Origin of the sequence: Desulfurella sp., assembly GCF_049977265.1 — a bacterium.
In the GTDB taxonomy this organism is placed as follows: domain Bacteria; phylum Campylobacterota_A; class Desulfurellia; order Desulfurellales; family Desulfurellaceae; genus Desulfurella.
Window position 1 is genome coordinate 45,704 of the sequence record NZ_JBMFGQ010000005.1, and the last position, 10,787, is coordinate 56,490.

Here is a 10,787-nt window from a genome sequence, read left to right on the forward strand (position 1 = left end):
TCTTCATATCCTCCTTATAATAACTTTAAAATAAAGCTCCCATTGAAAATTGAAATACATAAGATTTTTCACCATTTTTAGGCGCTAAATTTTTGCCAACTTCAACTCTAATTGGCCCAAGCGGTGATATCCACTTAATACCGACACCCACATCTTTTTTAAGATTTCCAAAATCGTAAGAATATAACCATGAATTACCTATATCAAAGAAAGCTTCACCGTACAACTTTAAAGCCTCAACTAACGGGAAAATAGTTTCTGCTTGAGCATAAGCATCCCTTGTGCCACCTATATAGTTTCCATATTCATCGGTAGGGCTTACTGTGCCGTAATCAAAACCCCTAAGACTATCTATGCCACCCAAGAAATATCTATCCTGCAAAGGAACTCCTTTCCCACCTATGCCTTTTGCAAAACCTACACTACCTTTTAGGTGTCCAATCATACTCCAAAAAATTGGATGAAAGTATTCTACAGTATTGTCCCATTTTATATATCTAGTGTTTCCCCCAAAACCAGTCAATCCTAAACTTGAGGATACAATGGTTCCTCTTGTTGGGAAAATTGTATTGTTAATAGAACTCCATTTAATAAATGGCGTAATTGTACTTTCTGTAGTTGTGCCTTCTTCTTGCAATAAGTAATAACTTGGTGTACCTGCTGTTATATTAATTTTATTTTGAGATAATGAATAAGAAGCGCCAACACTTAATTGATCATCATAAAATCTTTTGGCAACAGTGAATTTAAAACCATATGTTTTCTGATCATAATCCCAGCCATAATACATCATATTATACAAATCTAAGCCTACAGATATTGGCCTATTATCAACCCATGGATTTACAAAACTTACATCAAACAAATGGCTGTTGGCAGAAAGATTTGCATAAAGCTTACCATATATACCAGAACCAAATAAGTTTCTTTGCGTAACAGAACCCATAACACCTACTTTGTAGTACGAACTATATCCAACGCCAAGCGAAAGCATACCTGTCATTTTTTCTTTTACATTAACTTTCATATTCACTTCATCTTTCCCAGGCACACGATCTGTGCTTATCTTTACATCATCAAAATAATCTGTATTGTAAATTTTTTCTCTTGATTCTTTGATTTTTGACTCAGAGAATAAACTACCTTGATCTAGGCGGATTTCTCTTCTTATTACATTATCCCAGGTTTTGTCGTTGCCTGTTATTTCAATTCTGTGAATATAGACTTTATTGCCTTTGTTAATATCAAATGTAACATCAACCGTATGGTTTTTCCTATCAAGCGTAACTATTGGGTTAATATCACAAAAAGCATAACCTTTATCTGCGTATGCTGTTGTGAGGTTTTCTATATCTTTTCTTAATTGTACACCGTTAAATATCTTATTGACCTTTAATTGTACTATCTTTTCAAGCTCTTTTAAAGTATATGGTTCAATATGCTCAAATTTTAGACTTTTTAGTGTATATTTAGCGCCTTCGTCAATAGAAATATCCATATCAATATAGCCAGTATCAGGCTCTATATTTACAGTTGGACCCTCAACCTTAACATCTGCATAACCTTTTGAAAGATACAGATCTCTAATTGACTGAATATCAGAGTCTAAATCTTGAGGATTCAATTTACCAGTATAAAACCATGGTAAAAAAGTTAATAAATATGGTCCATATTTTTTATGATTCTTCATAACATCCAATATGTCACTTGTTTTAATATGTTTATTACCAATAATGTTTATCTTATGTATGAATGTTTTTTTACCTTCTCTTATTTGAAAAACTACATCTACACGATTACCTGAAACTGGTTCTAATTTATAAGAAACGTTCGTCAAATAAATTCCTTTTGCAGCATAAAATCCTACGATAGCGGCTACACTTTCCTGAAGATTTTTTTTACTTAAGATCTGGTATTCTTTAGTTTTACATACCTTATAAAGTTCTTCATCTTTAAACATCTTGTTGCCTTCGAATTTTACAAATCTAATCGATGGTTTTTCTTTTACATTAAATGTCAAAATAACCCCATCAGCGACATTTTTAATATTTGCCGACACTGTTTCAAAGAAACCTAAATTATAAATATTTTTAATGTCTTCGTTTACTGCTTTAATGTTTAAAGGTGAGTTAGTTTTTTCTTTTACAACACTTAAAATTGTTGGTTTATCTATTCTAACATTACCCTCTACATTAATTTCGACAATATTTTGTGCATATGCAAAATCAACCAAAAATAAAAATATTAATAAAAAACTAATTATTGTCTTCATCGATTAAAACCCCTTCTGATAAAAAATAAGTAATATCACAAAATTTAGCTATTTTTTTACTGTGTGTGGAAATAATTACTGTAGTATTAAAAGATTGTTGCAGATCTCGCAAAAGAGACATTAAAAGCATTGCGTTATTTTCGTCTATATTAGATGTGGGCTCATCTGCAATTATTAGTTTTGGTTTATTAACTAAAGCCCTAGCCACTGCAACCCTTTGTTTTTCTCCACCCGACAAATTATAACTCCGTTTGTTAAAAAGCTCTTGATTAATACCAACCCTCAATAAGAGCTCTTTTGCATAATCTTGGTTTATTATACCATTAATCATCATAGGAAGCAAAACATTTTCTAATACAGTAAGCTCATTTATAAGGGAATAAAATTGAAAAACAAAACCAATATAATTATTTCTTATCTTGGCTAATTTTTTCTTGTCTGTAAAATTAACTTTATCGGCAAATAAATAGACATCTCCACTGTCTGGTTCATCCAGTAAACCTAAAATATGCAATAAAGTAGATTTTCCAGAACCTGAAACTCCCATAATGGATATCATCTTGCCTTCTTGCGCTACAAGGTTTATATTATTCAACACTTGCATTTGACTTTTTCCACTTTTAAATGATTTTTTTATATAAGTAGCCGACAAAATCACTGTCTTAAAACCTCTATTACATTCATTTTAGATGCTTTAGATGCAGGATAAAGACTTGCTAACGTACATAAGCCTATAGAGATTATAGAAATACCAACAACATATGTCAAAGTAATATCCACTGGTATTTTTGTAATGTAATAAACTTGTTTTGGTAAACTTACAATATTGTAGTGCTTTAATATATAACCTAGCGACAAACCTAAAAAATCGCCAATTACTGTACCTATAATACCTAAAATTAAACCCTGTTTTATAAAAATGTTCTTAATATTTTTTGAAGTTGCTCCCAAAGATACTAGTATTGCTATATCTTTAACTTTTTCCATAACAAGCATGGTAAGAGAATTCATTATATCAAAAGCTGCTACAATTATTATTAAAAGAAGTATTATTCCCATGGCAATCTTTTCTAATTTTAAAGCAGTAAAAAAATTTTTGTTCATTTGCGCCCAAGTAACAAAATAATAATTACTGGGCAATACATGATCTAAGAAGTTACCAACTTTATTAATATTGTAAGGATTGTATAAATTAATGTTTATAGTATTTATTTGATCGTATGTTTGCATATTTTTCCAAAGTAAATTAATAGGTATATAAGAAAAAGCCAGGTCATACTCATACATACCAGAATCAAAAATACCCGTTACAGGGGCTTCAAATGATACAGGTGAAAATCCTACAGCTGAAGGCTTAGCATAAGCAAGCGTTACTCTAACATTTTGTCCAACTGATACACCAACTGCTTTCATCAACTCTTTTCCAAGAACTATACCATTCGTATTACCTTTTATGTATTTTTCAATATATGGTTTGCTTTTAAAATCTATACCATTTAAAATAGATCCACTTGATTGACCGTTTGCGCTTATTATACACTGTTCTATTAAAGAAGAGTAAACATTTGACACTAACTTATCAGATTTTATTGTATTAATGATTTTGTTGTCTAAAGTAAATGTGCCATTAAAATTTTTAACCATTATATGAGGATTTGCCCCTATAATTTTCGATTCTAACATTTTGTCAAATCCATTCATAATACCAAGAACTAAAATAAGAGCCCCCACGCCTATTGCAATGCTAATAATTGAAAGCAAGGAAGAAAGCGATATAAGCTTTTCTTCTTTTTTTGAACTTATGTATTTTATAGCTAAAAAATTTTCGAAATTGAATTTTTTCATTGAGAAAATTTAATCTTCTTTCAACGCGTACTTTAAAACTTCTTTCATGTCTTTAACAAAATAAAATTTTACATCCTTAAGTTTGATATGTGATTGGAACTCTGATACATCTTTCTTGTTATCAAAAGGTACAATAATTTCTTTTATGCCTGCACGCAAAGCAGCTAACGTTTTTTCTTTTAGTCCTCCGATGGGTAACACTCTACCAGTAAGTGTAATTTCGCCAGTCATTGCAATATTAGATTTTACTGGCTTGTTTGTTAGAGCAGAAATCATTGCACATGCTATAGTTATGCCTGCACTTGGCCCATCTTTTGGTGTTGCACCTTCTGGTACATGTATATGGAAATCATACTTTTCATAAAATTCTTCTTCTAGGTTTAGTTCTTTATATTGGGTTCTTGCAAACGAAACAGCCGCTTGTGCCGATTCTTTAAAAACATCACCTAAAGAGCCTGTTAGGGTAAGTTTGCCACTACCTTTTAGTTTTAGAGCTTCAATAAATAATATATCTCCACCAACTGGCGTCCAAGCAAGACCTGTAGCGATGCCAACATAATCCTTATCTAATTTTTCATTACTTAAAAACCTTGGTATGCCCAAATATTTTTCTAAATTGCCAGTATTTACTTCATAAGAAGCCAATTTATCTTTTTTTGAAGATTCTACAATCTGTCTTACAATTTTTCTCAAGATAGATGTAATATTTTTTTCTAAATTCCTAACACCAGCTTCTTTGGCATAATTTTCTATAATACTTTGAATAGCTTTATCAGTAAACTTGACATTGTAACCTTCAAGGCCATGATTTTCTATCTGTTTTGGTATTATGTACTTTTTGGCAATTTTCATTTTTTCTATTGTAGTATATCCAGAGAGCCTAACAACTTCCATTCTATCTAACAGTGGTCCAGGTATCGTATCTGTAGCATTGGCTGTTGTGATAAAAAAAACTTTTGATAAGTCAAAAGGGACGCCAATATAGTGATCTTCAAACTCATAGTTTTGTTCTGGATCTAAAACTTCTAACATTGCGCTTGCAGGATCGCCTCTAAAATCACTGCCCAATTTATCAATTTCATCTAATACAAACACAGGATTGTTTGTGCCTGTTTGTTTTAAACCCTGTATTATCCTACCAGGCAATGCACCTATGTAGGTTCGTCTATGACCCCTAATTTCAGCTTCATCTCTAAGGCCACCTAATGATATTCTCCAAAGCTTTCTGTCCATAGCCCGCGCTATAGATTTCGCAAGAGAAGTTTTACCTACTCCCGGGGGCCCTATAAAACACAAAATTGGACCTTTCATATCATTTTTAATTTTCTTTACAGCTAAATATTCTAAAATTCTCTTTTTGGCATCCTCAATGTCATAATGATCCTCATTAAGTGTCTTCTCTACTAGTTTTATGTCTAATTTATCTTCTGATGAAACACTCCATGGTAGACTCACCATCCAGTCAAGGTAAGTGCGAATAACATTAGCCTCAGCGGAATCAGAATACATTTTTTCTAAGCGAGAAAGTTGTTTTAAAGATTCTTTTTTAGCCTGCTCACTCATATTGGCTGCTTCAATCTTTTGCCTTAACTCTTCTATTTCATCTGAATCTTCTTTTTCGCCCAATTCTTTTTTAACTGCTTTGAGCTGTTCTTTTAAAAAATATTCCCTCTGCGCTTTAGAAATTTCTTCTCGCGCTTCTCTTTGAATTTTAGCTTGCATATCTAGTATTTGTAATTCTCTATTCAATATACTTATAATCTTTTTTAGTCGTTCCTTTACAGATAATATTTCTATCAGCTCTTGCATTTGGTTTATCTTTAATTGCAGATTCGTAATAATTATATCTGCAAATTGCTCGCTTCTTTCGATGTTATTTGCAATTACAACAATATCATTTGGTATATTCTTGTTTAGAACAACTAATTTTTGTAGTTGATCCTTTATGGTTCTAATTAAAACTTCTACCTCAATTTCTTCATCTTGATTAGTTGGCAATTGATCTTGTAGAGGTGCAATTTCAGCCTCAAAAAATGGGCTATCTTTTATCGTTTTCGTATAATTAATAATTGAAGCCTTTTTTAAACCTTGGACTAAAATCTTTACTCTGCCGTCTGGCATTTTAAGCATTCTTAAAATTAAGCACACCGTACCTACTTTATTAATATTATCTGTGCCTGGTTCGTTTTCATCAAAGTTTTTCTGGCTTACAGCAAAAATCATTCTGTCTTTCGATAAAGCCTCATCAATTGCTTTAATAGAAAATTCTCGGCCAACCAATAATGGTGTTACCATATAGGGGAAAACAACCATATCTCTAAGCGGTACAACAGGAAGAATACTGGGTATTTCTATATCTTGATTAATTAAATTCTCGTTATTATTGCTCATAAATTAAAACCTCTCCAAAATAATCTCTAGTATGCCATTGTTATAGTTTACTTCACTCACATCTTCTATATGAAATGGCAAATCTATAAATTTCTTAAAATATCCAAAAATACGCTCTGCCCTAAAATAAGTTGCATTATTTTTTGCCTTTTTTTTCTTAAAGCCAGATATAACTAAAGATGGATAGTTTTTTTCTATTGTTAAAGTATCAATTTCCAAGTCTGGTATCTCAAGCTCAATGTAAACTTTTCCATCTTCTTCATACATATCTGCCAAAATCGAGTCCGAACTTGCATTTTTATGCAAAGCAAAAAAATAGGCAAAAAAAATCACTTTGTTAGTATTCATATCTACTTACTCTTTTTTTCTAAAACTTTTTCAAATAATGCAATATATTTACTGGTTGGGTACTTCTTTTTTAATTCATTATAAAAGCCCAAGGCTTCCTGTTTTTTACCTAAGTGGTAATAAGTGGATCCCAACAAATACAACATTTCATCGTTAAAATTCAAATCAGAAAAATGTTTTGCCATATAATCTAGCTCAATTTCAGCTGCCCTATATTTACCTAAATCATAATAAAATCTAGTGATAAATAATTGATGCCTATAAAGTTGTTTTACGCAATCAGATAAATGATCATATGCTTCGTCTTTATAAGGATTATCGGGGTACTTATCCAAAAGTGTAAGAAAATTCTCTATAGCGTTTTTAGTCGGTGTTTGATCGAGTTTGTAGCCATTCATCATTTTGTAATAGCTCATAGCAATTTTATACTGTGCCAACATAGCATCGTTTGTATTTGGGTACAGCTCTATAAATTTTTTATACTCATCTATAGCCAAAAGATAATCCTCTTCACCGTAATAAACATCACCTAAAATTAAATGCGCTTTCTTTGAATAAATGCTACCTGGATGTTGCTGATTAACCATTGATAAGCTATGCTCGGCTTCTTTATAGTTATGATTAATATAATATTGAACACCTTCATTATACCACTCATAAGCACTCTTTTCTGGCTCAGTTTTTACCAATTCTTTTGGCGCAGAACAAGAAGAAATAAGAAAAATAGTTAGAGAAAAGAATATATATGTAAATATAATTTTTCTCATCTTAACAACCCACTTTTTATGTCAAGTATTGCACCAATCATAAGCTATCTCCTTTATGATAATTCTTTTAAATTTTATATCAGTTGATAGTACATTCAATTTTTCGATAAGTGCGTTTTTGATACTCTCCATTTCTTGATGCCAAACCGAATTAAAAACACCTATAGTCAAAATACCACTTTCATAGTTCAATATAACAACATCGCGACTATCAAAGTTTAGCTGTTTAAAGGCATCCTGCGCTTTTAGCATATCTACAGCTTTTCCTAACCCAAGTTCTTTTAATACATCGAAAGTGGCCGTTGATATATCAACTAACGCCATAAATTTAAGCGTTTTCTGTTTGTTTTACATCATTTTTAATCATTATAAGGAAATCACGCTCATTTTTTTTGAGCACATTTTCTATATAAGCGCCCAGCGCAGGCAATTTTTGTGCTATTTTGGTAATTTTGTCATATTCGTTTACATATGCAAGAACGTATCTTCCTTTTTGTATGTTTTTAATTGTACTATCTAAAATGTTATAAACTTCGCTCTCGTTTTTGTCCCTTAAATCGATCTCTTTTGCTATATCAAAGCTATCACTTTTGCCGTCCATAAAAGCCTCCTATTTTTTTGCGTATTTTTTTTGAAACTTATCAACTCTCCCACCTTCATCAATAATTTTTTCTTTTCCCGTAAAAAATGGGTGACACTTGTTACATATTTGAACTTTTAGGTTTTTAATCGTTGAACGCACCTCTACCTTATTACCGCATGCACATTCTATAGTGGTTAACTCATATTTTGGATGAAAATCTTTTTTCATTAAATACCTCCCTTTTTGCTAATCGTAAAATATCATAAATCAAACATTTTATCAAGTGTACATTATTTATTTTTAGATACATAGTCTTGTATTGCTTGGTTGAGTTTTTTGATTTCATTTCTAATAGAAAAAAGAACCATTGGTAAAGCTATCCACATAAAAATACTCGCGGTCAAAAATACAATCAATACTAGTATAAAAACATCGTATATGGTTGAAGTAAAAGATTTACTTATTATTGAAATCATTTTTCACCTACCAAAACACTAAAACCACCTAAGCCAAAGCCTTCTTTAGGTTCCTCTACAATGTTTATTTTTTTATAATCACCAAAAAGTACCTGATAGGATTCTCTAAAACTAAATCCTGACCGTTTAAGTAAATCAATAATTTGTTTAGATGAAAAAAATTTGGCTTGTTTATAAAATATGCTATTTTTCTGTTTTTCTAAATAAAATTTACCTAGCTCGGTATCCAAATCAACAATACCTATTATGATTACTCCATTTGGCTTTAATATCCTATATGATTCTTTTAAGCTTTTCAGAGGATCGTTTACAAAACAAATCGTAACTGCCATTAATGCAAAATCAAAGCTGCTATCTTCAAAAGGCAAACTTTCTGCTACACCAAAAAATACCTCTATGCCATGCCTTCTTGCAATTTCTGCCATTTTTCTTGATGGTTCAACACCTATTTTAATTCCAAGTGGCAGAGCAAATCTACCGCTACCCACACCTATTTCCACACCTTTGCCTTGTTTTGGCAATGCTTTTTTCAATGCTTCTATTTCTGATAAATAAGCGTATTTATTATTTTCAAACCACTCTTCATATTCTGACGTATAATTATTAAATATTTCAATTTTACTTTTATAATCACTATAATACCTTAAAGCATCATCGATATCCAAAAAATCAAAAAATAAAAAATCCACCTCTTTGCTTTGAATAATCTTTTTAAATTGTTCTGAAGCCTTTTTGCCAATTAATACAAAATCATCAATCTTTTTTAAATCAAGTGAGCAATCTCGAATCTTTTTCTTTGAAGTTTCGCTTTCTACTATTAAATAAAATGGTGCGTCTTCAAAATTGCCATTGAATAATTGACCATCCTCATAAATGCTTAATAAAGCTTTTTTCATTTTCCACCTACTTTTTATTTTTTATTATACTATAAGATTTAAAAATCTCAAAATAATTTTTTATTTTTTTCTTGCAAATTTATAAACTTTTGATAGAATTTAAACCTGTAAGGTCAAAGTAAAAGATTGGTAAGATTCTATAGTTTTAAAATGCAAAACAAAGGTGAACGAAAACCTCAATGAAGTAAGTTACAAAAAATTTGATTGAAATGGGATTGCCTTGTTTTATTGGAAGAGTTTTAGATAATAAAATTATTATTGAAAACGAAGAATATCATCATGCGATAAACGTTAAAAGGCTTAAGTTAAACGATAGAATTGAAGTAAACGATCTAAGTGGCAACTTCTTTGTTGGAACAATCTATAAAATAGAAAAAAATTCTTTGATTGTAATAATTGAGGAAACAGTAAAAAAAATACCTTCGCGCATTAATATTACACTTTATCAGTGTCTTTTAAATAAACTATCTAAAATTGACGAGCTTATAGAATCTATATCACAACTGAATGTTACGACATTTGTGCCTGTTATGCCGACTTTTAGCTCATTAAAATCCAAAGATATTCAAAATAAAATACAAAAATGGCAAAAAATTGCCATTCAATCAATAAAACAATGCAAAAGGCTTTTCCCTGTCAACATACAGAATCCACAAAAACTTTACAACATTGATCCAATAGAAAATTTAAAAATCGTGTTTTATGAAAATGAGAAAAATAAAACACTAAAAGACATAAATATTCAAAATATTAATAGCCTTGCAATAATAATTGGACCAGAAGGAGGATTCAGCAAAGACGAAATTACCTATTTACAAAAAAAGGGTTTTATACCACTGAGTTTATCAGATAATATACTAAAAACCGAAATTGCAACTATAGTTGCACTGTCTCAAATTGAACTTAAATTTAGATAGTTTTCCAGCCATCAAGCACTAAGTATTTAAAACCAAGAACTTTATTGAGCTTTATTGTGAAATTTTCACTGTCTCCTACAAATTTATCTATATAAAAATCTATGCTGTCAATTTTGAGCAAAATATATTTATCTGGTGTTAGGGGTAATCCGATTGACACTTCAGGAATTGTTTTAACATCTATGCAGGTATTTGCAACATCATGGTATGTGTAAATTCCGATCAAACTGGACGGGTATTACGATTTTAACTGGACACCCATTACGAAATAAACTGGACAGTTTTTGTGTTT

The 10,787-nt window shown here is 30.8% G+C and carries 13 protein-coding genes; 1 reads left to right on the forward strand and 12 read right to left on the reverse strand.

Annotated features, from left to right (window positions below; translation table 11 throughout):
• Positions 1 to 25: 25 nt before the first annotated feature.
• The 11 genes from bamA to ACP5FO_RS02140 form a co-directional block, all read right to left on the reverse strand.
• Positions 26 to 2,272 carry an outer membrane protein assembly factor BamA gene (gene bamA, locus ACP5FO_RS02090; RefSeq protein ID WP_428107928.1) on the reverse strand — a complete coding sequence of 749 codons (2,247 nt, stop codon included), beginning with the start codon at positions 2,270 to 2,272 and terminating at the stop codon, positions 26 to 28.
• Positions 2,256 to 2,876: an ABC transporter ATP-binding protein gene (locus tag ACP5FO_RS02095; protein ID WP_428156951.1), complete on the reverse strand. Its 621-nt coding sequence runs from the start codon at positions 2,874 to 2,876 to the stop codon at positions 2,256 to 2,258. The genes bamA and ACP5FO_RS02095 overlap by 17 nt, the downstream gene beginning before the upstream one ends.
• Before the next feature lie 50 nt (positions 2,877 to 2,926).
• The gene (locus ACP5FO_RS02100; protein WP_428107932.1) at positions 2,927 to 4,117 is read right to left on the reverse strand and encodes an FtsX-like permease family protein; all 1,191 of its coding nucleotides are present in this window, start codon (positions 4,115 to 4,117) and stop codon (positions 2,927 to 2,929) included.
• Positions 4,118 to 4,126: 9 nt separating this feature from the next.
• Positions 4,127 to 6,508 (reverse strand): endopeptidase La, encoded by a 2,382-nt coding sequence (gene lon, locus ACP5FO_RS02105; protein ID WP_428107935.1) that lies wholly within the window; start codon positions 6,506 to 6,508, stop codon positions 4,127 to 4,129.
• Between the two features lie 3 nt (positions 6,509 to 6,511).
• Positions 6,512 to 6,856, reverse strand: a complete 345-nt coding sequence (locus tag ACP5FO_RS02110; protein WP_428107939.1) for an Hsp20/alpha crystallin family protein — start codon at positions 6,854 to 6,856, stop codon at positions 6,512 to 6,514.
• A 2-nt stretch (positions 6,857 to 6,858) separates the two neighbouring features.
• Complete coding sequence (locus tag ACP5FO_RS02115; RefSeq protein WP_428107941.1) at positions 6,859 to 7,623, reverse strand: outer membrane protein assembly factor BamD; 765 nt, start codon at positions 7,621 to 7,623, stop codon at positions 6,859 to 6,861.
• Between the two features lie 21 nt (positions 7,624 to 7,644).
• Positions 7,645 to 7,947, reverse strand: a complete 303-nt coding sequence (locus tag ACP5FO_RS02120) for a DciA family protein (RefSeq protein WP_428107943.1) — start codon at positions 7,945 to 7,947, stop codon at positions 7,645 to 7,647.
• Positions 7,948 to 7,951: 4 nt separating this feature from the next.
• On the reverse strand, positions 7,952 to 8,224 hold the full coding sequence (locus ACP5FO_RS02125; protein WP_428107946.1) for a hypothetical protein: 273 nt from the start codon (positions 8,222 to 8,224) through the stop codon (positions 7,952 to 7,954).
• A gap of 9 nt (positions 8,225 to 8,233) precedes the next feature.
• Positions 8,234 to 8,434 carry a 50S ribosomal protein L31 gene (rpmE, locus tag ACP5FO_RS02130; RefSeq protein WP_428107949.1) on the reverse strand — a complete coding sequence of 67 codons (201 nt, stop codon included), beginning with the start codon at positions 8,432 to 8,434 and terminating at the stop codon, positions 8,234 to 8,236.
• A 62-nt stretch (positions 8,435 to 8,496) separates the two neighbouring features.
• Positions 8,497 to 8,682, reverse strand: coding sequence for a hypothetical protein (locus tag ACP5FO_RS02135; RefSeq protein WP_428107951.1), 186 nt, complete (start codon positions 8,680 to 8,682; stop codon positions 8,497 to 8,499).
• The gene (locus ACP5FO_RS02140; RefSeq protein WP_428107954.1) at positions 8,679 to 9,578 is read right to left on the reverse strand and encodes a class I SAM-dependent methyltransferase; all 900 of its coding nucleotides are present in this window, start codon (positions 9,576 to 9,578) and stop codon (positions 8,679 to 8,681) included. The genes ACP5FO_RS02135 and ACP5FO_RS02140 overlap by 4 nt, the downstream gene beginning before the upstream one ends.
• A 209-nt stretch (positions 9,579 to 9,787) precedes the next feature.
• Here ACP5FO_RS02140 and ACP5FO_RS02145 point away from each other — a divergent pair, with 209 nt between their 5' ends.
• Entirely contained in the window at positions 9,788 to 10,495 is a 708-nt protein-coding gene (locus ACP5FO_RS02145) for an RsmE family RNA methyltransferase (protein WP_428107957.1), read from the forward strand.
• Here the strand turns inward: ACP5FO_RS02145 and ACP5FO_RS02150 are convergent.
• Positions 10,488 to 10,721 carry a CC/Se motif family (seleno)protein gene (locus ACP5FO_RS02150; protein WP_428107959.1) on the reverse strand — a complete coding sequence of 78 codons (234 nt, stop codon included), beginning with the start codon at positions 10,719 to 10,721 and terminating at the stop codon, positions 10,488 to 10,490. The two genes, ACP5FO_RS02145 and ACP5FO_RS02150, sit on opposite strands and share 8 nt — an antisense overlap.
• Between the last annotated feature and the right edge of the window lie 66 nt (positions 10,722 to 10,787).

Bases quoted from the DNA above. Each gene is read 5' to 3' on its own strand.
- bamA (WP_428107928.1), bottom strand. From the start codon at position 2,272: ATGAAGACAATAATTAGTTTTTTATTAATATTTTTATTTTTGGTTGAT.
- ACP5FO_RS02095 (WP_428156951.1), bottom strand. From the start codon at position 2,876: ATGCAAGTGTTGAATAATATAAACCTTGTAGCGCAAGAAGGCAAGATG.
- ACP5FO_RS02100 (WP_428107932.1), bottom strand. From the start codon at position 4,117: ATGAAAAAATTCAATTTCGAAAATTTTTTAGCTATAAAATACATAAGT.
- lon (WP_428107935.1), bottom strand. From the start codon at position 6,508: ATGAGCAATAATAACGAGAATTTAATTAATCAAGATATAGAAATACCC.
- ACP5FO_RS02110 (WP_428107939.1), bottom strand. From the start codon at position 6,856: ATGAATACTAACAAAGTGATTTTTTTTGCCTATTTTTTTGCTTTGCAT.
- ACP5FO_RS02115 (WP_428107941.1), bottom strand. From the start codon at position 7,623: ATGAGAAAAATTATATTTACATATATATTCTTTTCTCTAACTATTTTT.
- ACP5FO_RS02120 (WP_428107943.1), bottom strand. From the start codon at position 7,947: ATGGCGTTAGTTGATATATCAACGGCCACTTTCGATGTATTAAAAGAA.
- ACP5FO_RS02125 (WP_428107946.1), bottom strand. From the start codon at position 8,224: ATGGACGGCAAAAGTGATAGCTTTGATATAGCAAAAGAGATCGATTTA.
- rpmE (WP_428107949.1), bottom strand. From the start codon at position 8,434: ATGAAAAAAGATTTTCATCCAAAATATGAGTTAACCACTATAGAATGT.
- ACP5FO_RS02135 (WP_428107951.1), bottom strand. From the start codon at position 8,682: ATGATTTCAATAATAAGTAAATCTTTTACTTCAACCATATACGATGTT.
- ACP5FO_RS02140 (WP_428107954.1), bottom strand. From the start codon at position 9,578: ATGAAAAAAGCTTTATTAAGCATTTATGAGGATGGTCAATTATTCAAT.
- ACP5FO_RS02145 (WP_428107957.1), top strand. From the start codon at position 9,788: ATGGGATTGCCTTGTTTTATTGGAAGAGTTTTAGATAATAAAATTATT.